This is a genomic window from Streptomyces sp. NPDC021093, from assembly GCF_044333135.1.
GTDB lineage: Bacteria > Actinomycetota > Actinomycetes > Streptomycetales > Streptomycetaceae > Streptomyces.
On record NZ_JBIRQJ010000012.1, the window covers coordinates 107,249 to 133,180 of the forward strand.

The window sequence follows — 25,932 nt, forward strand, 5'->3', positions numbered from 1 at the left end:
GAGAGTGTCGTACGCCACAACCCGTCCCGCTTCGGCTACGGCAACTGCCGTATGCCGGGCCCCACTTGTGTCCTACTTTGGCCGGTCTACTTCAACCGGGCCATCAGCGCGTGCTCGACCAGCGTGATCAGGCCGCTCTTCGCGTCCGCCCGGTGCCGCGCGTCGGTCGTGATGATCGGGGTGTCGGGCCCGATCTGCAGGGCCTCGCGCACCTCTTCCGGCGTGTACGGCTGGTGGCCGTCGAAGCCGTTCAGCGCGATGACGAAGGGCAGGCCGCTGTTCTCGAAGTAGTCGACGGCCGGGAAGCAGTCGGCGAGTCGGCGGGTGTCGACGAGCACGACGGCGCCGATCGCACCGCGCACCAGGTCGTCCCACATGAACCAGAAGCGGTCCTGACCGGGCGTACCGAAGAGGTACAGGATCAGGTCCTGGTCCAGCGTGATGCGGCCGAAGTCCATCGCCACCGTGGTGGTGGTCTTGCCCCCGGTGTGGGTGAGGTCGTCGATCCCCGCGGACGCGGAGGTCATCACGGCCTCCGTGCGCAGCGGGTTGATCTCGGAGACCGCGCCCACGAACGTGGTCTTGCCGACGCCGAAGCCGCCCGCCACCACGATCTTCGCGGAAGTGGTGGAACGGGCCGCGCCCGTCGCGCCGTCAGAGCTTCCGAAGTCCACTGAGCACCCTTTCCAGCAGCGTGACGGCCGGCGTTCCGTCGGCGTCCGCGCCCTCGCCCGGCTGGTGGATCGCCACCATGCCGGCCTCGGCGAGGTCGGCGACCAGGATGCGTGCGACGCCGAGCGGCATCGCGAGGAGCGCCGAGACCTCGGCCACCGACTTGACCTCGCGGCACAGGTGGCAGATCCGCTGGTGCTCGGGGAGCAGCGTGGACAGGTGTGCCGGGTCGGCCGTGGTGCTGACCAGCGCCTCGATGGCGAGCTGGTAGCGCGGCCTGGTCCGGCCGCCGGTCATCGCGTAGGGACGTACCAGCGGCTGGTCGCCCTCGTATGCGTCGTACGGCGCATCGGTATGTGCGCCGCCGTACGAATCGTGAGAGGCGGGGGGCGGGGTCATGGGTCCTCCGGGCATGACAGCAGGGTGTCGGCGTGCCGTCTGACGGGGCCGGTGGGGGGATCGGGCTTACGGCCGGACGGTGTGAAGCTCTTTGGGGAAATTCTTGAGCGGGGGTGGAGCGGGGGTACGAGGCGGCTGCGCCTAGTGGAGCAGGCTGCCCTGGAGTTCCGCGCGGAGGTCCGGGGTGAGCACCGTGCCCGCCCGGTCGACCAGCAGCGCCATCTCGTACCCGACCAGACCGATGTCGGCGTCGGGGTGCGCCAGCACGGCCAGGGACGAACCGTCCGAGATCGACATGAGGAAGAGGAAGCCTCTCTCCATCTCGACCACGGTCTGGGCGACCGGGCCGCCCTCGAAGATCCGGGACGCGCCGGCCGTCAGCGAGGTCAGCCCGGAGGCCACCGCCGCCAACTGGTCGGCACGGTCACGGGGGAATCCTTCGGACATCGCCAGAAGGAGTCCGTCGGCGGAGACCACCACCGTGTGGGACACCCCGGGGGTGTTGTCCACGAAGTTGGTGATCAACCAGTTCAGATTCTGCGCCGCCTGGCTCATCGGACTCAACTAACGCTCCTGCTGGTGAGTGGGGTCAACGGTGCGGAAGCTGCCAGTGGTGCCGTTGGTACCGGCCTGGCGGCCCTGCTGAATGCCCCGACGAAGATTGGTCAGCCGGCCACGCACGTCGTCGGGCGCACGGGAGACCTGCGGACCACTCTGGTGGTTCTGTTCCTGCGCGGTGCCCGGGACCAGGTTGGCCTTCGGGACGCGGCGCGGAAGTCCTGAGGTGGTGACACCGCCGGCGGCGGGCTTGCGGACCCGCTCGGCCTGCGAGGCGAGCTCGTCGTTCGGCGAAGCGCGCCAGCTCGGCTCGGCGGCCTCGCGGCCGCGCTCGGGGGCGGAGGCGGTGGGCTGCTGCGGTACGGCAGCGGCCTGGCCCTGCGGCCCGCCCTGCTGACCCTGCGCGCCGGGCTGCTCGCCGTGGAACCAGTTCGATTCCAGCGTGTCGAAGAGCGGCGTACGGCCGTCCCCGGGACCGGCGGGCGGCAGCGCGTCGGACGGCTGCTGCGGCTGCCTGGCCTGCGGAGCCCGGGGTGCGGACTGCTGGTGCTGCGGCCGGTCCTGGCGCTGCGGGAGGGCCTGCGGCGGGGCCTGCTGCGGCGAGGGCTGCGAGGGCAGGCTCGCCACGGGGCGCGATGCGCCGAAGCCGGAGTCGCCGCGGCCGTCCGTGCCGCCCTCGGGACCGCGCGGGCGCGAGGCGTCCGGCGACTGCGGTACGCCGGTGGGCGGCGCCGGAGCGGGCTGGAAACCGGGACGCTCGTACGAGCCGGTGTGGTGCGAGCCGGTGTCGTACGGGTCCACCCGGTGCTGCCCGGTGTCGCCGTCGCCCTGTGCGCCCCGTACGTCGGGGCGCTCGAACTGGCCGGGCGCGGCGGACCGGTTGGCCTGCGGGAACCGGCCGGTGGCGGCCGGGTCCTGGAAGCCGCGGGCGTCGTCCTGGAACCCGCGGGCGTCGGCCTGCGGGAACTGGCCGGTGGCCGCCGGGTCCTGGAACCCGTGGGCGTCCGCCTGCGGGAACTGACCGGTCGCTGCCGGGTCCTGCGGACCGCGCGCCCCGACCTGCGGGAACTGCCCGGTCGAGCCGGGGCCCTGGCCCGGTCCCTGGCTCTGCGGCCCGCGCACGTCAGGACGCTCGAACTGGCCGGTGGTGCTGTTGCCCTGCGGTCCCCGTACGTCGGGGCGCTCGAACTGCCCGGACGTGGCGGAGCCGTCGGCCTGCGGGAACTGACCCGTCGCTGCCGGGTCCTGGAAGCCGTGACCTGCCTGCGGGAACTGACCGGTGGCGGCCGGGTCCTGGAAGCCGCGGGCGTCGTCCTGGAACCCACGGGCGTCGGCCTGCGGGAACTGGCCGGTGGCCGCCGGGTCCTGCCGGACGTCCGGACGCTCGTACTGGCCCGTCGTCGAACCCGTCCCGGGCGGCGGCCCGTTGAAGTCCGGACGGTCGAACTCGGCGGTGGAGCCGGGACCCTGGCGGTCCGCCGTCTCCTCGTGACCGCGCGGCGCGTCGGCGGGGTTCGGCCTGGCGCCCCAGCTCGTACCCGGCTGATCGTCCTGAGGGGCGGGACGCTGCGGGGCCACCGGGTTGCCGCCGGGCAGCTCGGCCCGCGGACCGCCGGCCCGGGGGAGCGAGGCGGGAGCGCCGCGCTCCGGCTCGGGCGCGTTGTTCTGCCGTACGTCCTCACGGCCGCCGCGAGCGCCGCCGAAGGCACCGGCGAGACCGCCGCGCTTCGGGGGACCCGCGGGCGCCGGGTTCGCCAGGCCCGCTCCGGGCGTACGGCCCGGCAGCGCGGCCCGCGGACCGGAACCGGCCTGGACCTGACGCCGAGGCGGCTCGGAGCCGAGCAGACCGGGACCGCCCTGCGGCGCACCGGGACGGCTGCCGGGGCCACCGCCCGCACCGGGACCCGCGGGCAGACCCGGACGGGCGCCGGGACCTGCGGGCATCTGCGGCGCACCGCCCTGGGCGCCGGGAGCGCCGGGCTTGCCGGGAAGCTTCTTGCCGCCCTGGGCGACGTCCACGGGGAGCATGACCAGTGCGGTCGTACCACCGGAGTCGGACGGGCGGAGCTGGATGCGGATGCCGTGTCGCAGGGACAGGCGGCCGACCACGAACAGACCCATCCGGCGGGACACCGAGACGTCCACGGTCGGGGGAGCGGCGAGCCGCTCGTTGATCGCGGACAGGTCCTCGGGCGAGAGGCCGATGCCGGTGTCGTGGATCTCGACGAGCACCCGCCCGTCGGGCAGCGCGTGACCGGTGACGCGCACCTTGGTCTGCGGCGAGGAGAACGAGGTGGCGTTCTCCAGCAGCTCTGCCAGCAGGTGGACGAGGTCGTTGACGACGCGTCCCGCGACCTCGGTCGAAGGCACCGACGACAGTTCGATGCGCTCGTACTGCTCCACCTCGGAGGCGGCGGCACGGAGCACGTCGACCAGCGGCACGGGCCGGGTCCAGCGGCGGCCCGGCTCCTCACCGGCGAGGACGAGGAGGTTCTCGCCGTTCCGGCGCATACGGGTCGCGAGGTGGTCGAGCTTGAAGAGCGAGGACAGCTGGTCCGGGTCGGCCTCGCGGGACTCCAGCTCGGAGATGAGCGAGAGCTGACGCTGGATGAGGCCCTGCGAACGGCGCGAGAGGTTGGTGAACATCGCGTTGACGTTGCCTCGCAGCAACGCCTGCTCGGCGGCGAGCCGGACGGCCTCGCGGTGCACGTCGTCGAACGCGGAGGCCACGCGGCCGATCTCGTCCCTGCTGTGCACGCCGACGGACTCGACGGAGGTGTCGACGTCCTGCGGGTCCGACTCGGAGAGCGCCTTGACGAGCTCGGGCAGCCGGTCCTGGGCGACCCGGGTCGCGGTGTCCTGCAGCCGGCGCAGCGAGCGGATCATGGAGCGGGCCACCACGAAGGCGCCGACGACCGAGACGCCGAGCACCAGGAGGATGACCGCACCGGAGATGATCGAGGAGCGCTCGGAGTCGGCCTGGAGCTCGCGCGCCTTCTGGTCCATCTCGCTGAGCAGCTGGGCCTCGATGCGCTTCATGGCCTGGATCTCGTTGCTCGCCTGGTCGCCCCAGTCCATGTAGGACCGCTTCTGGACGCGGGCGATGCCGTTTTCCTTGGTCAGCACGTCACGCGCGTACGTATCGGCGCGCTGGGCGTCGGGGCTGCCGTGCTCCAGCACGTTGAGCAGCACTTTCGCCTCGGTGTCGCCGTAGATGCGGGTGAAGGAGGTGAGCGCGTTGCGCTCGTTCTCCAGGGCGGCCTTGCCGAAGAGCCGGTCGCTCTCCTGGAGCAGGGCCTTCTGGCTGGGGTCGTCCGGATTGGCGGGGAGCGCGCCCGCGATGATCGCGCGCTGGATCGAGGCGTACTCCTTGGCGGACGAGAACGCCGCCAGGGCACGGGTGCGCTGGATCATCTCGCGGCTGGAGGTGGCCTGCGCCATGTCCTGCGAGAGGCTCAGCAGCGAGGTGATCAGGTTGCTGTACGCGCTGACGGTCTGCGAGTTGCCCGAGCCGCCCTGGCTCTTGAAGGCCTCCGAGCGGATCTGCTTCAGGTCCTGCAGCTTGACCGAGATCTCGATCAGGCTGCCCCGGATGCTGTTCAGCGCCGGGTCGGTCTCGGAGCCGTTGTCGACGTCGCTCGTGCCGGTGATGAACGCCTCACGTATGAGGTCGGTCTTGTCGGTCTCGACCTTGACCGTCGGGTCGGAGCGCTCGGTGCCGGTGTGCAGCGGACCGGCCGTCTTGTCGCGCTCGTTCTGCAGGGCGGCGGCGAGGTCGGTGGCCTGGCGGGTCATCTTGGTCAGCAGCTGCATGTGCTCCAGCTGCTGCATGTCGTCGAGGGACTCCTGGATACGGAGTCCGCCGAGCGCGGTCGCCGCGACCACGGGGAGGGCCAGCAGCGAGACCAGACGGGTGCTGATGCTCCAGTTGCGGAGGGATATTCGGGTGCCCGCGCTGATCGGCTTCGGGGTCCTGGACGCCTTCTGCTTGGCCGCGCCGGGGCCGCCGGGGGCCGCCGGGCCCTCCTTGCTGCCGCCGCCGAAGGCACCGCCGCCGCCGAAGGCGCCACCACCGCCACCGCCGCCGAACGCACCGTTGCCGCCCGCGCCGCCTGAGGGTCCTGGCCTGGCAGCTCCGCCGCCGGCCTGCGCCGGGCCCCTGTTCTGGGGGCTCTGCGGAGTCTGGGCGTGCTGGGGCTGGGGCGATGAGCCGCGGTCGGTCCCGCCGCGCGGCTCCTGCTCCGCCGCAGCACTGCCATCCCTCTTGAAACGTCCCTGCACTAGCGTCGCAACCTCTGGACCAGGCGTCCTGCCGCAGAGCGGCACAACGGTGTCGAGTCGTGGGGTACCGGATCATCCCCTATTTGGTGGTCGTGAGTGACCGCGGTCCGGGGAATTCCAGCACAGTGCAGGATCTCCAACAAGGCCCGAGGGGTCCGGTGCACCGGGAGTGACGCTTTGTGCCGGATGAGTCACCAGTCGTAGACTCCTTTCCCCTACGAAATGGACAATTGCCTACGAGTCGCTTACGGGTGGGGGGTGCCCCAGTCGAGACGATCAGGAGCGGAATGAATCCTTCAGGCATGCAATGTCCGTTTCTGCCCGCAAGATCAACAGCCTGAAATGCGGCATTTGCCCAACAACTCGTGAGGAAACTCACACGAAGATCCCTGCACATTCCCGGCTTTGGCCGGGAAGCGGATGTTTAGCCTGGCGCTTTACAGGGATTGCGAATCCGACCACCGGCGCCCGCCCGGCGCCCCCACGACAAGGCGCGAGCACTCATATGAAGACGACGAAGACGGCGAAGAAGTCGGCCCCGGCGATCCGCAACCTGGCCAACCCGCAGCGCACCACGCTCGCCCACCTGGACTCCTCCGCGACCCCCAGCACGGCGGCCCTCCCGGAGTACGCCCAGGAGCTCCCCACCGTCACCGCGAACTCCCGCCGCACCATCCTGATGGTCGCCCCCGAGCCCCAGCAGCTGCCCGAGGCCGTCTCCGCCTGACCGGCCCCGCGCCCCCCTCGTAACAAACGGGGCGAAGCCCGCACCCCCACCCGCGTTAGCCTGGAGCATCAGACTTCAGCCAGCTCAGTGAAGGGGCGCAGGCATCCCGTGCGCATCGCCAGATTCTCCATCGACGGCAATGTCGCCTTCGGCGCGGTCGAGGGCGAGGGCCCTGACGGCCTCGTCCTCGACATCATCAAGGGCATTCCGTACGCCGACTTCGAGCTCTCCGGCGTCAAGGTCCCGCTCGACAAGGTGAGGCTCCTGCCGCCCGTCCTCCCCAGCAAGGTCGTGGCCATCGGCCGCAACTACGCGGAGCACGCGGCGGAGCTCGGCAACGAGGTCCCGGACGTCCCGGTCGCCTTCTTCAAGCCGTCCACCTCGGTCATCGGTCCCGGCGACTCGATCGCGTACCCCTCCTTCTCCTCCGAGCTGCACTACGAGGCCGAACTGGCCGTGGTCATCGGCCGGATGTGCCGCGAGGTCCCCCGCGAGCGCGTGAAGGACGTCGTCCTCGGCTACACCTGTGCCAACGACGTCACCGCCCGCGACGTGCAGCAGCGCGAGAAGCAGTGGGCCCGCGCCAAGGGCTTCGACACCTCCTGCCCGCTGGGCCCCTGGGTCGAGACCGACCTTGACCCCTCCGACCTCACCATCCAGTGCACGGTCAACGGAGAGCAGCGCCAGCTCGGCCGCACCAGCGACATGGTCCGCTCGGTCGCCGACCTCGTCGCGCACGTCTCCGAGGCGATGACCCTCCTCCCCGGGGACGTCATCCTCACCGGCACCCCCGCGGGTGTCGGACCCCTGAACGTCGGCGACGAGGTCGCCGTCACCATCGAAGGCATCGGCACTCTCACCAACAAGGTGATCAAGCGTGGCTAACACCCCCTCCGCCCCCGTCCGCGTACGGTTCTGCCCCTCCCCGACGGGCAACCCGCACGTGGGCCTCGTCCGTACCGCCCTCTTCAACTGGGCCTACGCCCGGCACACCGGCGGCACCATGGTCTTCCGCATCGAGGACACCGACGCCGCGCGCGACTCCGAGGAGAGCTACCACCAGCTCCTCGACTCGATGCGCTGGCTCGGCCTCGACTGGGACGAGGGCCCGGCTGCGTACGACGGCTCCTCCGTCGAGGGCGTCGGCCCGCACGCGCCGTACCGCCAGTCCCAGCGGATGGACCTCTACAAGGACGTCGCCGAGAAGCTCCTGGCCGCCGGTCACGCGTACCACTGCTACTGCTCCACCGAGGAGCTGGACGCCCGCCGCGACGCCGCCCGCGCCGCCGGCAAGCCGTCCGGCTACGACGGACACTGCCGCGAGCTCACCGCCGAGCAGGTCGCCGCGTACGAGGCGGAGGGCCGCCCGGCGATCGTCCGCTTCCGGATGCCCGACGAGGCGATCACCTTCACGGACCTGGTCCGCGGCGAGATCACCGTCCTGCCCGAGAACGTCCCGGACTACGGCATCGTCCGCGCCAACGGCGCGCCGCTGTACACCCTGGTCAACCCGGTCGACGACGCCCTGATGGAGATCACCCACGTCCTGCGCGGCGAGGACCTGCTCTCCTCCACCCCGCGCCAGATCGCCCTCTACCGGGCACTGATCTCCCTCGGCGTCGCCAAGGACACCCCGGCCTTCGGCCACCTGCCGTACGTCATGGGCGAGGGCAACAAGAAGCTCTCCAAGCGCGACCCGCAGGCCTCGCTCAACATCTACCGCGAGCGCGGCTTCCTCCCCGAGGGCCTGCTCAACTACCTCTCCCTGCTCGGCTGGTCCTTCTCCGCCGACCAGGACATCTTCACGATCCCCGAGCTGATCGAGAAGTTCGACGTCGCCGACGTCAACGCCAACCCGGCCCGATTCGACCTCAAGAAGGCCGAATCGATCAACGCCGACCACATCCGCCTGCTGGACCCCAAGGCCTTCGCGGACGCCTGCAAGCCCTGGCTGCGGGCCCCGCACGCCAACTGGGCCCCGGAGGACTTCGACGAGTCCGCCTGGGCGGCCATCGCCCCCCACGCCCAGACCCGCGTCACGGTCCTCTCCGACATCACGGCCAACGTCGACTTCCTGTTCCTCCCCGAGCCGGTCTTCGACGGGCCCTCCTGGACCAAGGGAATGAAGGGCGACCCGGTCGCCCTCCTGACCACGGCCCGCGCCAAGCTGGAAGCCGCCGACTGGTCGGACCCGGAGTCCCTCAAGAACGCGGTCCTGGCCGCAGGCGAGGAGCACGGCCTCAAGCTCGGCAAGGCCCAGGCCCCGGTCCGCGTCGCCGTCACCGGCCGCACGGTCGGCCTGCCCCTCTTCGAGTCCCTCGAAATCCTGGGCAAGGACAAGACCCTGACCCGCATCGACGCGGCCCTGGCGAAGCTCGCCGCGTAAGCGTTTCCCGTACGTAAGCGTTTCCCGTACGCACGCGATTCCCGTACGTACGCGCCGAGGGGCGGCAGCCGGACCGGCTGCCGCCCCTCGCCCGTACCCCCGCCCCGCGGCTAGCCTTGCCCCATGCCGATCCGCGCCGTCCTGTGGGACATCGACGACACGATCTTCGACTACTCCTCCGCCGACCGCATCGGCATGACGCACCACTTCGCGGCCGATGGCCTGCCCGGCGGGTACGACACCGTGGGGCAGGCCCTCGCCCGTTGGCAGGAGCTCACACAGCTGCACTGGGGGCGCTTCGCCGCGGGCGAGTCCACCTTCGACGAGCAGCGCCGCGACCGGATCCGCGACTTCCTCGGTGCGGACGTGCCGGACGCGGAGGCCGACGACTGGTTCGCCCGGCACGTCTCGCACTACGAGGCCGCCTGGGCGCTCTTCCCCGACGCCGTGCCCGTCCTGGACGCCCTCTCCGACGGCTACCGGCACGCCGTCCTCTCGAACTCCAGCATCCGCAACCAGGACCGCAAGCTCCGCGTCCTCGGCGTGCGCGACCGCTTCGAGGCCGTGCTGTGCGCCGCCGAGCTCGGGGTGTCCAAGCCGTCCCCCGCAGCCTTCCACGCGGCCTGTGACGCCCTCGCGCTGCCGCCGCACCAGGTGGCGTACATAGGTGATCACCCGGACATCGACGCACGGGGCGCCGTGGCCGCCGGGCTCACCGGGATCTGGCTGGACCGCTCGGGAGAGGGCGGCCGACCGGATCTGGTCTCCGTGTCCGGACTCGATCAGGTGCCTGAGCTGCTGCGGGGCAATACCCGTTTTGGAGCCCCGGACACCTTCGGGTAATGTTCTTTCTGCGCCGCCCGAGAGGGCCGAAAGGTCCGGCCGGGAAGCGCAAGCCGAACAAAGACCCCCGACCAGGGGGTTGCGTTTTGGTGGGCTATGGTGTAATTGGCAACACTACGGTTTCTGGTACCGTCATTCTAGGTTCGAGTCCTGGTAGCCCAGCTCGCAAGAGCTGTTGAAGTCACGCAAGTGAAGTACATGCAGCTCTGCTAGGGCCCCCGTTGTGTAGCGGCCTAGCACGCCGCCCTCTCAAGGCGGTAGCGCCGGTTCGAATCCGGTCGGGGGTACAGATCCTTTCTTTCCGACACCTTCAGGTCGCTCCTGGATGTATCGACGCGAGGATCGCTAGGGCCCCCGTTGTGTAGCGGCCTAGCACGCCGCCCTCTCAAGGCGGTAGCGCCGGTTCGAATCCGGTCGGGGGTACTGGTAGCAATCAATTCAAAATGGTTGAAACCACCATGGGCTATGGTGTAATTGGCAACACTACGGTTTCTGGTACCGTCATTCTAGGTTCGAGTCCTGGTAGCCCAGCGCAAGTTGATCCCCTTGCTCTGCGAGTGGAAGATCAATCTGCATGTTGCAGGCCCCCGTTGTGTAGCGGCCTAGCACGCCGCCCTCTCAAGGCGGTAGCGCCGGTTCGAATCCGGTCGGGGGTACGCATGGAAGAAGGCCCTCCGCATCACTGATGCGGAGGGCCTTCTCGCATGTCCGGCTCCGTGGCCAACCCGGGCGTATGGTGAAGCAGTTGGGGGCAGAGTCCGACCGTGCTCACCGCGAAGGACGCAGTGCCTTCGCCTCCGCCCACCCGAGGAGCGTGGACGTGGAACCCCTCGTACGCACCGCGGAACTTCGTGTCATCCGCCTCTACCGCCCGCACGGCCTGCGGATCGAGGGCGTCGTCGACGTACAGAGCCACCGGCACCTCCGCGACGCGCTCCAGGCGGTCGAAGGGACCGACGCGGACGTCCATCTCGACCTGTCCCGGCTGGAGTTCCTCGATCTCGGCGGCCTGCGGCTGCTGATCAACTTCGCTCGTTCGCGCACCGCGGGCCGACAGGTGGAACTGGCCGGTCTCGCCCCGCACCTCCAGCAGGTGATCACCCTCGTCGGCTGGGACGAAACCCCCGGCCTGCGGCTGGGGGTCCGGTACGGCGAATGAACTCCCGTGCACAGCACGGGAGTTCATTCGGGGCCGGTGGAAATGCCTTGTGGGCAGGGGCGGTTGGGGCCGCAGGCGGTCAGCTGCCGCCGGAGCGGCGCAGGGACTCCGAGAGGCGCGCCGCCGCGTCGATGACCGCCTGGGCGTGCATCCGGCCCGGGTGGCGGGTCAGGCGCTCGATCGGCCCGGAGACCGAGACGGCGGCGACCACGCGGTTGGAGGGGCCGCGGACCGGCGCCGAGACCGAGGCCACGCCCGGCTCGCGCTCGCCGATCGACTGGGCCCAGCCCCGGCGGCGTACGCCGGACAGCGCGGTGGCCGTGAAGCGGGCGCCCTGCAGCCCCCGGTGCAGGCGCTCCGGCTCCTCCCAGGCCATCAGGATCTGGGCGGAGGAGCCGGCCTTCATGGTGAGGGTGGAGCCGACCGGGACCGTGTCCCGCAGTCCGGACAGCCGTTCCGCAGCGGCGACGCAGATGCGCATGTCGCCCTGGCGGCGGTAGAGCTGGGCGCTCTCGCCGGTCACGTCGCGGAGGTGGGTGAGAACCGGCCCCGCCGTGGCCAGCAGGCGGTCCTCACCGGCCGCCGCGGAGAGTTCGGAGAGGCGGGGGCCGAGAATGAAACGGCCCTGCATGTCCCTCGCCACCAGCCGGTGGTGTTCCAGTGCCACGGCCAGCCGGTGTGCCGTGGGTCGTGCGAGTCCGGTGGCCGCGACCAACCCCGCGAGGGTGGCCGGACCGGACTCCAGGGCGCTCAGCACGAGCGCCGCCTTGTCGAGAACGCCGACGCCGCTAGAGTTGTCCATGCGTCGATACTCGCGTCTCACTCTGTGAAACGCAAGTTCAATTTTCCAACGAACTTGTCACGCTGTACCGGCGGCCGTACAACGGCCCGCGGTCACCGCCCCGTACGGGGGTTCGGGCGGGGTGAACGAACATCTCTAGTTGAGCCGGCAAAGCCGCCGGCCGGAGGGAAAGCGATGGGTAGGACACTCGCGGAGAAGGTCTGGGACGACCATGTCGTCCGGCGCGCCGAAGGGGAGCCCGACCTGCTCTTCATCGACCTTCACCTGCTGCACGAGGTCACCAGCCCGCAGGCCTTCGACGGGCTGCGGAAGAACGGCCGCCGGGTACGGCGCCTCGACCTCACCATCGCGACCGAGGACCACAACACCCCGACCCTCGACATCGACAAGCCCATCGCCGACCCGGTCTCCCGGATCCAGCTGGAGACGCTGCGCAAGAACTGCGCCGAGTTCGGCGTCCGGCTGCACCCGCTGGGCGACGTCGAGCAGGGCGTCGTCCACGTGGTGGGACCGCAGCTGGGACTGACCCAGCCGGGCACCACGGTCGTCTGCGGCGACTCGCACACCTCCACGCACGGCGCGTTCGGCGCACTGGCCTTCGGTATCGGTACGTCCCAGGTGGAGCACGTACTGGCGACGCAGACCCTGCCGATGGCCCGCCCGAAGACGATGGCCATCACGGTCGAGGGCGAACTGCCCGACACCGTCACCGCCAAGGACCTGATCCTGGCGATCATCGCGAAGATCGGCACCGGCGGCGGCCAGGGATACGTCCTCGAATACCGCGGGTCCGCCATCGAGAAGCTGTCGATGGAAGCGCGCATGACCATCTGCAACATGTCGATCGAGGCCGGCGCCAGGGCGGGCATGATCGCCCCCGACGCCACCACCTTCGACTACCTCAAGGGCCGCGACCACGCGCCCCAGGGTGCCGACTGGGACGCCGCCGTGGCGTACTGGAAGACGCTGCGGACGGACGACGACGCGGTCTTCGACGCGGAGGTCCTCATCGACGCCGCCTCGCTGGCCCCGTTCGTCACCTGGGGCACCAACCCGGGCCAGGGCGCACCGCTCTCCGCCAACGTCCCCGACCCTGCTTCGTACGAAGACGCATCGGAGCGCCACGCCGCCGAAAAGGCCCTGGAATACATGGGGTTGACCGCCGGGCAGGCGCTGCGCGACATCAAGGTCGACACCGTCTTCGTGGGTTCGTGCACCAACGGCCGCATCGAGGACCTGCGGGCCGCCGCCTCCGTCGTCGAGGGCCGTTCGGTGGCCGACGGGGTCCGGATGCTGGTCGTCCCCGGTTCCGTACGGGTGGCGCTGCAGGCCATGGACGAGGGCCTGGACAAGGTGTTCACCGCCGCGGGCGCCGAATGGCGGCACGCGGGCTGCTCGATGTGCCTGGGCATGAACCCGGACCAGCTCGCCCCCGGTGAGCGCTCCGCCTCCACCTCGAACCGCAACTTCGAGGGCAGGCAGGGCAAGGGCGGCCGTACCCACCTCGTATCGCCGCAGGTGGCCGCCGCGACCGCGGTCCTGGGCCATCTGGCCTCGCCCGCCGACCTGTCCGACGCAACCGCCCTCGTGGAGGCCTGAGAACCATGGAAGCTTTCACCGCGCACACCGGCCGGGCCGTGCCCCTGCGCCGCTCCAACGTGGACACCGACCAGATCATCCCTGCTCACTGGCTCAAGAAGGTGACCAGGGACGGTTTTGAGGACGGGCTCTTCGAGGCCTGGCGCAAGGACCCTCAGTTCGTGCTCAACAAGCCCGAGCACAAGGGTGCCTCCGTCCTGGTCGCCGGACCCGACTTCGGCACCGGTTCCTCGCGCGAGCACGCCGTCTGGGCCCTCCAGAACTACGGTTTCAAGACAGTTGTGTCCTCCCGTTTCGCGGACATCTTCCGGGGCAATTCGCTCAAGAACGGCCTGCTCACGGTGGTACTGCCGCAGGAGACCGTGGACCGGCTGTGGGAGCTGGTGGAGGCCGACCCGAACGCCGAAATCACCGTTGATCTCCAGGATCGGCAGGTCCGCGCCCAGGGCATCACCGCCGACTTCGAGTTGGACGAGAACGCCCGCTGGCGGCTGCTGAACGGCCTGGACGACATCAGCATCACCCTGCAGAACGAGGGTGCGATCTCGGCGTACGAATCAAGCCGCCCGGCCCACAAGCCGAGTACGATCCGCGCCTGATCGTCGGCGACCCCCCTTCGACGGCCCCTTTCGCGGCGCTCCGGTAGCCCGTTCGGCCTGAGATCCATGCCTCACTTTCGGCGCCCCCCGCCATTCGTGGCGGGGGGCGCCGAACTGTGTTCCGGGTCTCAACTACGCATGTGAGTAAGGGAGTTGGGCAGTGGGGCGGATGTGACTTGAGGGGCTGATGGAGCCTGGAATTCCGTTAGTTGCCCCCGGCGGAGGCGACAACTCGCCCCAGATGGCACAATCGGTGCATGGAACGTGACAGCCAACTCAAGCTCCACGAGGCAGTCGCGGACCAACTGAAAGAAGCACACACACGGGTGCGTGCACTGCAAGTCCCGGAGGGCGTACGGATGGCGCTGTCCCGGAAGCTGCTGGTCATATCGGCCGCGGCGAAACACGATCTCGCGACTGCGGCTAGGCGCCTCGACAGGTTGATGAAGGACCTCGACGAGGGCCGATTCCCCGAAGGCAACTAGGTCTATGGAACTCCACAAGGACTCCCGCAAGGCCTACTTCGTTGCGGCACTAGGGTGATTAGCCCGTTTCGTGTTTGATTTGCGGTATATATCTGCCTAACGTGCGAAAAAGCCTGGACATTTCGTTCCGGCAATGTCTCCGAAGGGGAAGACGTGAACAAGGCCCAGCTCGTAGAAGCGATTGCCGACAAGGTCGGCGGCCGTCAGCAGGCCGCTGACGCCGTGGACGCCGTCCTGGACGCGATCGTCCGCGCCGTCGTCGCAGGTGACCGCGTTTCGGTCACCGGTTTCGGCTCGTTCGAGAAGGTCGACCGTCCGGCCCGCTACGCCCGCAACCCGCAGACGGGTGAGCGTGTTCGGGTCAAGAAGACCTCGGTGCCGCGCTTCCGCGCGGGTCAGGGCTTCAAGGACCTGGTGGCCGGCTCGAAGAAGCTCCCGAAGAACGACGTCGCCGTGAAGAAGGCGCCCAAGGGCAGCCTGTCGGGCGGTTCTTCCACCCGTACGACCGCCAAGGCCGCGGCCAAGAAGGCCACCGCCAAGAAGGCGACCGCCACCAAGAAGGCCACCGCCGCGAAGAAGACGACCGCGACGGCCGCCAAGAAGACCACGGCGACGGCGAAGAAGACCACGGCCAAGAAGGCCACCGCGACCGCCAAGAAGGCGACCGCCACGGCGAAGAAGGCCGCTCCGGCCAAGAAGGCCGCCACCACCGCCAAGAAGGCCGTGGCCAAGAAGACCGCTCCGGCGAAGAAGGCCACCGCCAAGAAGGCGCCCGCGAAGAAGACCACGGCGCGCAAGACCACCGCGAAGAAGACCACCGCCAAGAAGAAGTAGTTCACGGCAGCGCGGTACTCACACGCCGGGCCGGGCTCCCTCCGGGGAGCCCGGCCCGCGGTGCGTTCCTGTGGTGCTTCGTGGTGGTGCGTGCGGCGGTACTGGCGCCAAGAGGGCGCCACAGGCGCCTACAGGGACCACAGGCGCTTGCAGGGACCGCAGGAGCAACAGGAGCCAACAGGAGCTCCAGAGGCCCCAGGGGCCCCACTCAGAACGTCTGGAGCGTCACCAGGGTGATCCGGGCGTCCGTGCCCCCGTCGGCCGTCTCGATCCGTACGCGCTGCCCCGCGCGCAGCAGCCGCAGCCCGCCCGCGTCGAAGGCCGCCGCGTCGAAGGGCACCGGGGTGCCGTCGTCGAGCAGCACACTGCCGCTGCGGGTCTCGGAGTCGTACGTGTACGCGGTCGCCTGCATGGCGGCAGCGTATCCGCCGGACAGGCCTCAGGGCCTGTCCGGCGGCTCAGGCCGCGGTCGCGTGCCATGGCACGCACATCTGCCGCGTTGTCGTCAATCTTCCCCAAGCTCTCAACTTCGTTCGAGCAGGGGAGACCCCACACGCTCCGCGTCGCCTCAATCCTCCGCCTTGCATCTGCACGCACCATGTCCCGCTCAGCCGCACTGAAAAGGCAAGCCACTTGCCGTGCGGCCTGATCCGCCGGACAGGCCCTACAGCTGTGGCTGGCGTACGGAATCGGCGAAGCCGGCGGGCAGGGCGGCGCGCAGGGCCGCCGTGTGCGGGCCGGTCCCCAGGGCGAACGCGGTGTGCAGGTCGTCCCCGGTATCGACGTCCTGCCGCACGGAATCCACCAATTCCAGCAGCAGCTCCTCGGCGCCGGAAAGGATGTGCTGCCTACGGGAAGGTCCCCCGAACGAGGGCCTCAATTCCACTTCTGGCGCAGCGGAAAGGAATGTAGTTCCGATTCCTGCCGCATCGGTCAGAAATGCACGCGGAAATTCTGTCGCCCGGTCGAGCACCCGCTGCAATTCCGCGGGGCGCAGCGCGGGCAGATCGGCGTTCAGGGCGGCCACCGCCGTGCCAGGTCCGGCCGCCCGCACCGACTGTGCGCCGTACGCCAGCGCCGCGTTGAGGCCCGCCGCCGGAGCGTCGGGGACGATGCGCGCCCCCAACTCGGCCAGTGCGACGCCTGCCGCGGCGTCGTCCGTGACGACCACCACATCCCGTACCGCCGCGCAGGCCAGCGCGGCGGAGACGGTGTCCTGTGCGAACGCCAGGGCGAGAGGCGGCCGGAGTGCGCCGGGAACGGCGGCGGCGAGCCTGCTTTTCGCCCGTGCCAAGGGCTTCAGCGGGACGACCAGGGACCACGAGGGGGTCCGGGGCGGGTTCAGTTGCGGGCCTCCGTCCGGGCGCGGCCGGTGCGTCTTCATCACGTGATCGGGAGGGGAACCGGCCCATTGTCGCCCGAGGTCCCGACAACCGAGAGGCCCGGTCCCCGGGCCGGGGCGTACGGTGTTCTCGACAGACGAGGGACCCGGGGCGACACTTGTCCGCCTGATCAGGGCGCACAGGTGCACACGGGGTGCAGTGGCCAGGGTCCTAGAGGAAGGTGTCCCGAGTGTCCCGCCGCAGAATCGGCTTCTGGTACCGCATGGCCGCGGTCATCGCCAAACCCCCGCTGCTTGTTCTGTTCAAGCGGGACTGGCGCGGAATGGAGCACATTCCGGCGGACGGCGGGTTCATCACCGCCGTGAACCACAACTCGTACGTGGATCCGCTGTCGTACGCGCACTGGCAGTACAACACCGGCCGGGTGCCGCGCTTCCTCGCCAAGGCAGGGCTCTTCAAGACGCCGTTCGTCGGCATGATGCTGCGTGGTACGGGCCAGATCCCGGTCTACCGCGAGACCACCGACGCGATGGCCGCCTTCCGCGCCGCCATCAACGCCATCGAGCGCGGCGAGTGCGTCGCTTTCTACCCGGAGGGCACCCTCACCCGCGACCCCGACATGTGGCCGATGGCCGGCAAGACGGGTGCGGCGCGGGTCGCGCTGGAGACCAAGGTGCCGGTGATCCCGGTCGCCCAGTGGGGTGCGAACCTCGCCATGCCGCCGTACGCGAAGGGCAAGAAGACCCACTTCTTCCCGCGCAAGACCCTCCAGGTGCAGGCCGGACCTCCCGTCGACCTGGAGCGGTTCTACGACAAGGACCCCACGCCCGACGTGCTGCGCGAGGCGACCGAGGTCATCATGGCCGCCATCACCGAACTCCTCGCGGAGGTGCGGCAGGAGCCGGTGCCCGCCGAGGTGTACGACCACCGCAAGGCGCGGGCCGAGCAGCGGCGCAGGGCCGCGGCCGCCAAGAAGGCGGATCAGACGCAGGCGAACGAGCCGCGGGCGACGACTGGGGAGAACGAGAAGTGACACGGGTCGCCGTCTTCGGCAATGGCTCCTGGGGGACCGCCTTCGGCATGGTGCTCGCCGACGCGGGCTGCGAGGTGGCCCTGTGGGGCCGCAACGCCTCCCGCGCGGACGTCATCAATTCCACGCGTACGAACCCCGAATACCTGCCGGGCGTCGAACTCCCCGCGGGCATCACGGCCACCGCCGACGCGGCACGGGCGGCCGCGGGTGCGGACTTCGTCGTTCTGTGCGTGCCCTCGCAGACGCTGCGCGAGAACCTGAGCGGCTGGAAGGACCTCCTGCCCGCCGACTCGGTCCTCGTCTCCCTGATGAAGGGCGTCGAGCTCGGCACCGCGAAGCGGATGAGCGAGGTGATCGCCGAGGTCGCGAAGGTGCCGGACGAGCGGGTCGCCGTACTCAGCGGACCGAACCTCTCGAAGGAGATCGCCGCCAGGCATCCCGCCGCCGCCGTGGTCGCCTGCCCCGACGAGGAGGCGGCCGTACGGTTCCAGGCCGCGTGCCACACCCCGTACTTCCGCCCGTACACGACGACCGACGTGGTCGGTGTGGAGCTGGGCGGCGCCGTCAAGAACGTCATCGCGCTGGCCGTCGGCATCGCCAACGGCATGGGCCTCGGCGACAACACCAAGGCCTCGCTCATCACGCGCGGCCTCGCCGAGACCACCCGGCTCGGCCTCGCGATGGGTGCCGACGCGCACACCTTCGCCGGTCTCGCGGGCATGGGCGACCTGGTCGCCACCTGCTCGTCGCCGCTGTCGCGCAACAACACCTTCGGCATGAACCTGGGCCGCGGCATGACCCTCCAGGAGGCCGTCGCCGCCACCAAGCAGACCGCCGAGGGCGTCAAGTCCTGCGAGTCCGTACTGGATCTGGCACAGCGGCACGGTGTCGAGATGCCGATCACCGAGACGGTGGTGAGCATCGTCCACGAGGGCAAGCCGCCGCTGGTCGCGGTGAAGGAGCTGATGTCGCGCAGCGCCAAGCCGGAACGCTGAATTCCGGCGGCTCGGTTGCCTGGGGTGCCTTGGGGCATCTCGGGTACCCTCAAGCCGATATGAGCAGCGAGAACCTCCCCCAGAGCCCTGACCAGGAGCCGCGGAAGCCGCGCGTGGCCGTCGTCTTCGGCGGTCGTAGCTCCGAACACGGCATTTCGATCGTCACCGCCGGCGCCATCATGCAGGCCATCGACCGTGAGAAGTACGACGTGCTGCCGATCGGCATCACCACGGACGGGCGTTGGGTGCTGACCGCCGACGCACCCGACCGGATGGCGATCGCCGACCGCAAGGTGCCCAGCATGGAGCAGCTCGCGGAATCGACCGAGGGCGCCGTGGTCCTGTCCGTCGATCCCGCCAACCGCGAGGTCGTCTACAGCGAGCCGGGCTCCGTGCCCAAGGCGCTGGGCGAGGTCGACGTCGTCTTCCCGATGCTGCACGGCCCGTACGGGGAGGACGGCACCCTCCAGGGCCTCCTGGAGCTCTCCGGCGTCCCGTACGTCGGCTCGGGCGTGCTCTCCTCGGCCGTCGGCCAGGACAAGGAGTACATGAAGCGCGTCTTCACCTCCTTCGGCCTGCCGGTCGGACCGTACGAGGTCATCCGCCCCCGGGAGTGGGACAACGACCCCGCGGCCGCCCGCAGGAAGATCGTGGACTTCGCGGGCGAGCACGGCTGGCCGCTCTTCGTGAAGCCCGCCCGCGGCGGCTCCTCGATGGGCATCACCAAGGTGGGCGACCTGTCGGGGCTCGACGAGGCGATCGAGGAGGCCCGGCGGCACGACCCGAAGGTGCTCGTCGAGTCGCTGCTCACCGGGCGCGAGATCGAGTGCGGGGTGCTGGAGTTCGAGGACGGGCCGCGCGCGAGCGTGCCCGCCGAGATCCCGCCGGTCTCCGCCCACGACTTCTACGACTTCGAGGCCAAGTACATCGACTCGGCGGCCGGGATCGTCCCCGCGCCGCTGACCGACGAGCAGACCGCCGAGCTGCAGCGGCTCGCGGTCGCGGCCTTCGACGCGGCGGCCTGCGAGGGCCTGGTCCGGGCGGACTTCTTCCTCCAGGACAACGGCGAGTTCGTGATCAACGAGATCAACACGATGCCGGGCTTCACCCCGATCTCGATGTACCCGCGGATGTGGCAGGAGAGCGGCGTGAGCTACCCGGAGCTGGTGGACCGGCTGATCACGGCGGCGCTGCGGCGGCCGACGGGGCTGCGCTAGTCAGAACTTCGGGTCGTCCAGGGACTTGGGGATCGTCCTGGCGACCGGCTTCGCGAACTCGACCAGGATCCCCGCGTCCGCGTGGTAGGACGCGGGGACCACGAGTTCCACGTACGCCTCGCGGTACATGGTGATGAAGCGGAGCCCGTCCTCGCCCCGGTCGTCGACCACCCAGCCGACGCCGTTGACCTCCACGCCGTGGGAGTTCGGATCGCCCACCTCGGCGGGCCGGTCGATCCCGCAGCGCAGTACGATCGCCGGGTCGCCCCAGGCCGCGGTGTACGGGGAATCGGGCGACGCCTCGCGGCGTTCGACGTCCTCGATGACCTTCTCCGGAAGTTCCTTGTGGAACGCCTTGCAGTACCCCGCGACCTCGGCGGACGGAGAGGGAACCGTCACGGCCGCTGAACCGTCGGTGGGAGAACAGGCGACGGCCGCCGACAGCAGGATCGCTGCGGCGGCCGATGTGCGGCGGAGCCGGTGGTTCGAAGGCCGGTGGTTCGAAGAAGTCACCGGGCCAGGGTAGACGGGGGTTACAGGTGGACGACCGGGCAGGTCAGCGTGCGCGTGATGCCGTCCACCTGCTGGATCTTGGCGACCACCATGCGGCCGAGTTCGTCCACGGTGTCGGCCTGGGCCCGCACGATGACGTCGTAGGGTCCGGTGACGTCCTCGGCCTGGATGACTCCCGCTATCTGACCGATCAGCTCGGCGACGGTGGACGCCTTGCCGACCTCGGTCTGGATGAGGATGTACGCCTGTACCACGGAACCTCCAAAGCGGCCACGAGGATCATGTGGGGTGGGGGAAAGAGACGCCACCGTATCGCGTCGCCGCGGGCGGTGGGGAGACTTGCGCGGCCGGTGACGCCCGTGGACAAGAGGCGCAAGAGGCGCGTCACGGCATACGACATGACGTACGGCCAACAGAAGTTGACGTACATGTTGACGGTACCTACAGCAGGGTCGGCTCGCGACCGCAAGCGCACTGGGGCAGAAGGGGCACATTGATGAAGGGCACCGTGGGCGAACTGGGGGAGTTCGGCCTCATCCGGGAGCTGACCTCCAGACTCACCTCCACCCCGGCCGTACGGCTCGGGCCCGGGGACGACGCGGCGGTCGTGGCCGCACCGGACCGGCGGGTCGTCGCCAGTACGGACATCCTCCTGGAGGGGCGGCACTTCCGCCGCGACTGGTCGACGGCGTACGACGTGGGCCGCAAGGCCGCCGCGCAGAACCTCGCCGACATCGCCGCCATGGGCGCGGTGCCGACGGCGCTGCTGCTCGGCCTGGTCGTGCCCGCCGAACTCCCGGCCACCTGGCCGACCGAGCTGATGGACGGACTGCGCGACGAGTGCCAGGTGGCGGGCGCCGCCGTGGTCGGCGGGGACGTCGTACGGGGCGACACCATCACCGTCGCGATCACCGCGCTCGGCGACCTGCGCAACCACGACCCCGTGCTGCGCTCGGGCGCCCAGCCCGGCGACGTGGTGGCGGTGACCGGCTGGCTGGGCTGGTCGGCTGCCGGGCACGCGGTGCTCTCGCGCGGCTTCCGCTCGCCGCGGGCCTTCGTCGAGGCGCACCGCAGGCCGGAGCCGCCGTACCACGCGGGTCCCGCGGCGGCCGGGCTCGGCGCGACCGCGATGACCGACGTCAGTGACGGCCTGGTCGCCGACCTCGGGCACATCGCGGAGGCCAGCAAGGTCCGCATCGACCTGCGCTCGGGCCTCATCGACATCCCCACCCAGATGTCGGACATCGGGCAGGCGGTCGGCGTCGACCCGCTGCAGTGGGTGCTGACCGGGGGAGAGGACCACGCGATCGTGGCGACCTTCCCGCCGGACGTGAAGCTCCCGGCCCGCTGGAAGGTCATCGGCGAGGTGCTCAACCCGTCCGCGCTGCCGCAGGTGACGGTCGACGGGGCGCCGTGGACGAGCAAGGGCGGCTGGGACCACTTCGGCGACATCGAGGGCTGAGCCCGCGGCGGTGACCGTGACGGCGGCCGCGTTACATTCGCAGGTATGCGAATAACTCCTGCCGCCCGTCACGGCGTGCTCCCCTGCGTGCTCACCGTCGCCGGATCGGACTCCGGCGGCGGTGCGGGCATCCAGGCCGACCTGAAGACGATGCTGGCGCTGGGCGTGCACGGAATGAGCGTGCTCACCGCTGTCACCGCCCAGAACTCCCTTGGTGTGCAAGGGGTTTGGGACCTTCCGGTCGAGGCGGTACGGGCCCAGTACCGCAGCGTCGTCGACGACATCGGCGTACAGGCCGTGAAGACCGGCATGCTCTCATCGGCCGAGCTCGTCGAGGAGGTCGCGGAACTGCTGGCCGCCACCGACGCCCCCGTGGTGGTCGACCCGGTGGGTGTCTCCAAGCACGGTGACTCGCTGCTCGCCCACTCGGCGCTGGAGTCCGTGCGCAAGAGCCTGCTGCCGACGGCGACCGTGGCGACCCCGAACCTCGACGAGGTGGCCCAACTCACCGGTGTACGCGTCGAGTCGGAGGATGACCTGCGCCGCGCCGCCGACGCGCTCCTCGCCTGCGGGCCGCGCTGGGTACTGGTCAAGGGCGGTCATCTCCCGGGCGACGCAGTCGACTTGCTGACCGACGGCACCGAGGAGCACTGGCTGCGCTCCACCCGCTACGACAACCGCCATACGCACGGCACCGGTTGCACCCTCGCCTCCGCGATCGCCTCCGGCCTCGCGAAGGGGCTCGACGTGCCGCAGGCGGCGCGGGCGGCCAAGGAGTACGTGACGGAGGCGATCGCGGCGGGCTTCCCGCTGGGCGCCGGGATCGGCCCGGTCGACCACGGCTGGCGGCTGCGCAACTCGCCGGAGTAGCCCGTCGCGCCCGGTGCCCTAGGGGTAGTCGCGCAGCACGATGTCCGTCGCCGCCTTCTCGGTCAGCTTCTTGAAGAAGCGGGCCAGCGGGCGGGAGCCGAGGATCCGGTACGTACGGTCGCGCTGCCGGAGCTTCCGCTCGGACGGCGGGGCCAGGAACGGGCCCGCGTTGCCCGCGATCTTCTGGCAGCCCTTCGCGAAGTCCCGGATCCCGGCCTCGTACGCGGCGAAGGCGGTGCGGTGGTCGCCGCGTGCTGCGGCCAGCTCGCCGGCCAGTACGTACGCGGCGACGATCGCGGCCCCGGTGCCCATGCCGCCCATCGTGGCCCCGTATCCCGCGTCGCCGATCAGGACGACGCGGCCGGTGGAGAGCCGGTCGATGTGGATCTGGGCGATGGCGTCGAAGTACAGCTCGTCGACGGATTCGAGGGCGGCGAGGGCCTCCAGCGCCTTCGGGGCCTCCCAGCCCATGTCGGCGAACCGCTCGGCGAGGATCTTCTGCTGCTGGGCGAGGTCGCGCCGGTCGAAGTCCAGCCGCTCGGCGGAGGAGAACACGAAGGAGGCCCCCGCGTGGGACGGTACGCCGTCCGCGTTCCCCATGCTCACCATGCGGCCGGGGTCGCTGTAGAGGCGCGCGGTGCGGTTGAGCCCGAGGTGGTTGGGCACGTCGAAGGCGGCGACGTAGTACCCCAGGTACCGCAGGTACTGGGACTCGTCGCCGAAGGCGAGGGCGCGGGTGCGGGAGTGCAGGCCGTCGGCGCCGACGACGAGGTCGAAGGTGCGGGGGGCCGCCTTCTCGAAGGTGACGTCGACGCCGGTCGCGGTCTCGTGGAGGGTGGCGACCGAGTCGCCGAAGACGTACTCGACGTTGGCCAGGTCCTTGGTGCGCTGGTACATGATCCGGGCGAGATCGCCGCGCGGGATCTCGACGTCGCCGCTCATCATGGCGGCGGGCAGATCGACGCGGGGAGTGCCGTCGGCGTCGACGACGGTCTGCACCCCCATGTGCGTCTGGTGGGCGTGCACCTCGTCCCAGATCCCCATGTCCTGAAGGACCTTGCGGTGTACGTGACCCCGGAAGTCGACGGCGAAGCCACCGGGCCGGAGGGCGGGCGCCTTCTCGACGACGGTGACCCGGGCCCCGCGACGGGCGAGCTGGAGGGCGAGAGCGGGACCGGCGATGCTGGCGCCGGAGATGAGGAGGTGGAGGTGGGAGAGGCTGGTGTTCTGCGGCTTCGTCATGCCGCGCAGCTTGGACAGGGAGGCTTACCGAGAGCTGACCGAGGACTGACCGCCGCTGACGGGAGCGCCCCTACTCGATCCCGATCAGCAGCGGCGCCGCCTGCCGCCCACCCCGGTACGTCACCGTGTCCACCGCCAAGTGCCGTCCCCGCACATGGGATTCGAGCGCATCCGCCAGCCCGTCCGGGACCTCGTCGCCGAGCACGAGCGTGACCAGCTCGCCGCCCGCCGACAGCATCCGGTCCAGCACCGTCCGCGCCGTCGCCGCGACGTCCGTCCCGATGACGGCGACGTCGCCGTCGATCAGCCCGAGGATGTCGCCCGCCTGGCAGACCCCCGCCGTCGTCCACGACTGCCGCTCCGCGACCGCCAGTTCGGCGTAACGGGTGGCGCCCGCCGCCGACGTCATCGCGACCACGTCCTCGTCGAAGCGACGGTCGGGCTCGTGCACGGCGAGGGCCGCGATGCCCTGGACCGCCGCCCGCGTCGGGATCAGGGCGACCCGCACGCCCTCCGTACGCACCTGCTGGGCGGCGGCCGCAGCCGTGTGCCGCAGGTCCGCGTCGTTCGGCAGGAGCACGACCTCGCGCGCGTGCGCCCGCCGGATCGCGTCGACCAGTTCGCCACTGGCCGGCGGCTCCCCGGGCCGCGCCAGCACGGTCGTCGCCCCGGCCTCCGTGCACAGCTCCAGCAGCCCCTCGCCCGGTACGACCGCGACCACGGCCCGCTGGGCGCGCTCACGCGGCGGGGCGACCCGGTCCGCACCGAAGTGCGTGATCCGGATGCGGTACGGACGTCCCGCTTCCACTCCCGCCTCCACGGCCGCACCCGCGTCGTCGACGTGCACATGGACGTTCCACAGGCCGTCGCCGCCGACGACGACCAGGGAGTCGCCGAGCCCGTCGAGCCGGGACCGCAGCCGGTCGACCGCAGCGTCGTCCGCCTCCAGGAGGTAGATCACCTCGAAGGCCGGGCCGCCCTCGTCCGCGTGGTCGGCGGAGCAGTCGTCGCCGACGAGCACGCCGGGCGGCGCCTGCGGACGTACGGCCACGGCCTCCCCGGTCAGCGCCTCGACCAGCGCCCCGAGCACGGTCACCAGGCCCCGGCCGCCCGCGTCGACGACCCCGGCACGGTCCAGCACCGCCAGCTGTCCGGTGGTCCGCGCGAGGGCGGCCCGCGCCCCCTCGTACGCGGCACGTGCGACGTGGGCCGCCCCGTCGGCCTCGTCGGCCGCCGCACCCGCGTCCGCCGCCGCAGTGGCCACCGTCAGCACGGTGCCCTCCACGGGGTGCGCCACCGCCTCGTACGCGGACGACGCCGCCCGCCGCAGCGCCCGCCGCAGGTCCGCGCCGTCGGCGCTCTCCCCGCGGGCCAGCTCCTCGGACATCCCGCGCAGCAGCTGGGAGAGGATCGTCCCGGAGTTCCCGCGGGCGCCTATCAGCGCGCCGTGCGCCATCGCCCGTACGGCATCGGACAGCAGCGGGGCGGACACGGAAGGGCCGGAGACCGTCTCGTGGGCGGCGAAGACCGCCTCCACGGCCTGGGCGGCCGACTCCATCGTCAGATAGAGGTTGGTCCCGGTGTCCCCGTCCGCGACCGGATAGACGTTGATCGCGTCGATCTCCTCGCGCTCCGCACCCAGTGCGTGCAGCGCCAGCGAGCACCAGGTGCGTACCGCGACGGCGTCGAGGTCGTCGGGGGACTGCGGCACCTGGGCCTCCTCCTTGAGCAGCGGGAACGTTCGCAGACTAGCTTCCGGCGGTGGGCCGCAGAGGGAAGGGGCCGGGGCGGGGGTCCCGGGAGCCGTGGTAGTTTCGTTGTACGAGAGCAGTCGTTGTATGCTGCTCCGGTTGCCCGATGAAAATCGGGACATTCCCCCGGCTGCGCCACAGGATCCTCGGATCCTTCGGCCT

General features: G+C 70.5%; 25 protein-coding genes and 5 tRNA genes. 19 read left to right on the top strand and 11 right to left on the bottom strand.

The genetic code is table 11. The features are described from left to right. Positions 1-86 precede the first annotated feature (86 nt). The 4 genes from ACH4SP_RS33135 to ACH4SP_RS33150 form a co-directional block, all read right to left on the bottom strand. A complete protein-coding gene (locus ACH4SP_RS33135) occupies positions 87-674 on the bottom strand; it encodes an ATP/GTP-binding protein (RefSeq protein WP_362416163.1) in 588 nt (195 codons plus the stop codon). After that, complete coding sequence (locus tag ACH4SP_RS33140; protein WP_362416166.1) at positions 655-1,071, bottom strand: DUF742 domain-containing protein; 417 nt, start codon at positions 1,069-1,071, stop codon at positions 655-657. The genes ACH4SP_RS33135 and ACH4SP_RS33140 overlap by 20 nt, the downstream gene beginning before the upstream one ends. Before the next feature lie 141 nt (positions 1,072-1,212). Then, entirely contained in the window at positions 1,213-1,626 is a 414-nt protein-coding gene (locus tag ACH4SP_RS33145) for a roadblock/LC7 domain-containing protein (RefSeq protein WP_185034582.1), read from the bottom strand. A 9-nt stretch (positions 1,627-1,635) separates the two neighbouring features. Then, complete coding sequence (locus tag ACH4SP_RS33150; protein WP_398420470.1) at positions 1,636-5,910, bottom strand: nitrate- and nitrite sensing domain-containing protein; 4,275 nt, start codon at positions 5,908-5,910, stop codon at positions 1,636-1,638. A gap of 505 nt (positions 5,911-6,415) precedes the next feature. Here ACH4SP_RS33150 and ACH4SP_RS33155 point away from each other — a divergent pair. The 10 genes from ACH4SP_RS33155 to ACH4SP_RS33200 all read left to right on the top strand — a co-directional run bounded on the left by ACH4SP_RS33155 (position 6,416) and on the right by ACH4SP_RS33200 (position 11,025). After that, entirely contained in the window at positions 6,416-6,637 is a 222-nt protein-coding gene (locus tag ACH4SP_RS33155; protein ID WP_398420472.1) for a hypothetical protein, read from the top strand. A 108-nt stretch (positions 6,638-6,745) separates the two neighbouring features. Continuing rightward, positions 6,746-7,522, top strand: coding sequence for a fumarylacetoacetate hydrolase family protein (locus tag ACH4SP_RS33160; RefSeq protein WP_398420474.1), 777 nt, complete (start codon positions 6,746-6,748; stop codon positions 7,520-7,522). Beyond that, positions 7,515-9,023 (top strand): glutamate--tRNA ligase, encoded by a 1,509-nt coding sequence (gltX, locus tag ACH4SP_RS33165; RefSeq protein WP_398420476.1) that lies wholly within the window; start codon positions 7,515-7,517, stop codon positions 9,021-9,023. Before ACH4SP_RS33160 ends, gltX begins: the two co-directional genes overlap by 8 nt. Before the next feature lie 123 nt (positions 9,024-9,146). Beyond that, positions 9,147-9,866 carry an HAD family hydrolase gene (locus ACH4SP_RS33170; RefSeq protein ID WP_398420478.1) on the top strand — a complete coding sequence of 240 codons (720 nt, stop codon included), beginning with the start codon at positions 9,147-9,149 and terminating at the stop codon, positions 9,864-9,866. Positions 9,867-9,956: 90 nt separating this feature from the next. Further along, positions 9,957-10,028, top strand: a tRNA-Gln gene (locus ACH4SP_RS33175). Between the two features lie 52 nt (positions 10,029-10,080). Then, positions 10,081-10,153, top strand: a tRNA-Glu gene (locus ACH4SP_RS33180). A 63-nt stretch (positions 10,154-10,216) separates the two neighbouring features. Further along, positions 10,217-10,289, top strand: a tRNA-Glu gene (locus ACH4SP_RS33185). A 36-nt stretch (positions 10,290-10,325) separates the two neighbouring features. Beyond that, positions 10,326-10,397 (top strand) — tRNA-Gln (locus ACH4SP_RS33190). A 52-nt stretch (positions 10,398-10,449) separates the two neighbouring features. Further along, positions 10,450-10,522 (top strand) — tRNA-Glu (locus ACH4SP_RS33195). A gap of 164 nt (positions 10,523-10,686) precedes the next feature. Beyond that, positions 10,687-11,025, top strand: a complete 339-nt coding sequence (locus ACH4SP_RS33200) for an STAS domain-containing protein (RefSeq protein ID WP_398420480.1) — start codon at positions 10,687-10,689, stop codon at positions 11,023-11,025. Between the two features lie 79 nt (positions 11,026-11,104). Here the strand turns inward: ACH4SP_RS33200 and ndgR are convergent, their stop codons facing one another. After that, positions 11,105-11,827 carry an IclR family transcriptional regulator NdgR gene (ndgR, locus tag ACH4SP_RS33205; protein WP_398420482.1) on the bottom strand — a complete coding sequence of 241 codons (723 nt, stop codon included), beginning with the start codon at positions 11,825-11,827 and terminating at the stop codon, positions 11,105-11,107. 174 nt (positions 11,828-12,001) lie between these two features. Here ndgR and leuC point away from each other — a divergent pair, with 174 nt between their 5' ends. From leuC to ACH4SP_RS33225, 4 genes are all read left to right on the top strand, one after another. Then, positions 12,002-13,426 (top strand): 3-isopropylmalate dehydratase large subunit, encoded by a 1,425-nt coding sequence (leuC, locus tag ACH4SP_RS33210; RefSeq protein ID WP_398420484.1) that lies wholly within the window; start codon positions 12,002-12,004, stop codon positions 13,424-13,426. A gap of 5 nt (positions 13,427-13,431) precedes the next feature. After that, complete coding sequence (gene leuD / locus ACH4SP_RS33215) at positions 13,432-14,025, top strand: 3-isopropylmalate dehydratase small subunit (RefSeq protein ID WP_398420486.1); 594 nt, start codon at positions 13,432-13,434, stop codon at positions 14,023-14,025. Positions 14,026-14,282: 257 nt separating this feature from the next. Then, positions 14,283-14,510, top strand: a complete 228-nt coding sequence (locus ACH4SP_RS33220) for a hypothetical protein (protein WP_398420488.1) — start codon at positions 14,283-14,285, stop codon at positions 14,508-14,510. Between the two features lie 153 nt (positions 14,511-14,663). Then, positions 14,664-15,344, top strand: a complete 681-nt coding sequence (locus ACH4SP_RS33225; RefSeq protein ID WP_398420490.1) for an HU family DNA-binding protein — start codon at positions 14,664-14,666, stop codon at positions 15,342-15,344. 208 nt (positions 15,345-15,552) lie between these two features. On the opposite strand, the gene ACH4SP_RS33230 is transcribed toward ACH4SP_RS33225, so the two are convergent. Next, positions 15,553-15,756: a hypothetical protein gene (locus ACH4SP_RS33230; RefSeq protein WP_398420492.1), complete on the bottom strand. Its 204-nt coding sequence runs from the start codon at positions 15,754-15,756 to the stop codon at positions 15,553-15,555. A gap of 252 nt (positions 15,757-16,008) precedes the next feature. Then, positions 16,009-16,728: a 2-phospho-L-lactate guanylyltransferase gene (gene cofC, locus ACH4SP_RS33235; protein WP_398420494.1), complete on the bottom strand. Its 720-nt coding sequence runs from the start codon at positions 16,726-16,728 to the stop codon at positions 16,009-16,011. Between the two features lie 188 nt (positions 16,729-16,916). On the opposite strand from cofC, the gene ACH4SP_RS33240 reads away from it, so the two are divergent. Genes ACH4SP_RS33240 through ACH4SP_RS33250 form a run of 3 tightly spaced genes read left to right on the top strand, consistent with a single transcriptional unit; the run spans position 16,917 to position 19,932 of the window. Next, positions 16,917-17,720, top strand: a complete 804-nt coding sequence (locus ACH4SP_RS33240) for a lysophospholipid acyltransferase family protein (RefSeq protein ID WP_398420496.1) — start codon at positions 16,917-16,919, stop codon at positions 17,718-17,720. Then, on the top strand, positions 17,717-18,715 hold the full coding sequence (locus ACH4SP_RS33245; protein ID WP_398420498.1) for an NAD(P)H-dependent glycerol-3-phosphate dehydrogenase: 999 nt from the start codon (positions 17,717-17,719) through the stop codon (positions 18,713-18,715). The genes ACH4SP_RS33240 and ACH4SP_RS33245 overlap by 4 nt, the downstream gene beginning before the upstream one ends. Before the next feature lie 59 nt (positions 18,716-18,774). After that, positions 18,775-19,932: a D-alanine--D-alanine ligase family protein gene (locus tag ACH4SP_RS33250; RefSeq protein ID WP_398420500.1), complete on the top strand. Its 1,158-nt coding sequence runs from the start codon at positions 18,775-18,777 to the stop codon at positions 19,930-19,932. Here the strand turns inward: ACH4SP_RS33250 and ACH4SP_RS33255 are convergent, their stop codons facing one another. After that, a complete protein-coding gene (locus ACH4SP_RS33255) occupies positions 19,933-20,445 on the bottom strand; it encodes a DUF3515 domain-containing protein (protein WP_398420502.1) in 513 nt (170 codons plus the stop codon). It abuts the gene before it with no gap. A gap of 20 nt (positions 20,446-20,465) precedes the next feature. Next, positions 20,466-20,699 (bottom strand): Lrp/AsnC ligand binding domain-containing protein, encoded by a 234-nt coding sequence (locus tag ACH4SP_RS33260; protein WP_398420504.1) that lies wholly within the window; start codon positions 20,697-20,699, stop codon positions 20,466-20,468. Between the two features lie 242 nt (positions 20,700-20,941). Here ACH4SP_RS33260 and ACH4SP_RS33265 point away from each other — a divergent pair, with 242 nt between their 5' ends. Together ACH4SP_RS33265 and thiD are read left to right on the top strand one after the other, a co-directional pair. Beyond that, entirely contained in the window at positions 20,942-21,907 is a 966-nt protein-coding gene (locus ACH4SP_RS33265) for a thiamine-phosphate kinase (RefSeq protein WP_398420506.1), read from the top strand. Between the two features lie 45 nt (positions 21,908-21,952). Continuing rightward, the gene (gene thiD / locus ACH4SP_RS33270; protein ID WP_398420508.1) at positions 21,953-22,777 is read left to right on the top strand and encodes a bifunctional hydroxymethylpyrimidine kinase/phosphomethylpyrimidine kinase; all 825 of its coding nucleotides are present in this window, start codon (positions 21,953-21,955) and stop codon (positions 22,775-22,777) included. 18 nt (positions 22,778-22,795) lie between these two features. Here thiD and ACH4SP_RS33275 read toward each other — a convergent pair whose 3' ends face one another. Together ACH4SP_RS33275 and ACH4SP_RS33280 are read right to left on the bottom strand one after the other, a co-directional pair. Continuing rightward, positions 22,796-24,019, bottom strand: coding sequence for an FAD-dependent monooxygenase (locus ACH4SP_RS33275; protein ID WP_398420510.1), 1,224 nt, complete (start codon positions 24,017-24,019; stop codon positions 22,796-22,798). A 70-nt stretch (positions 24,020-24,089) separates the two neighbouring features. After that, complete coding sequence (locus tag ACH4SP_RS33280; RefSeq protein ID WP_398420512.1) at positions 24,090-25,730, bottom strand: DAK2 domain-containing protein; 1,641 nt, start codon at positions 25,728-25,730, stop codon at positions 24,090-24,092. Positions 25,731-25,932: the final 202 nt, after the last annotated feature.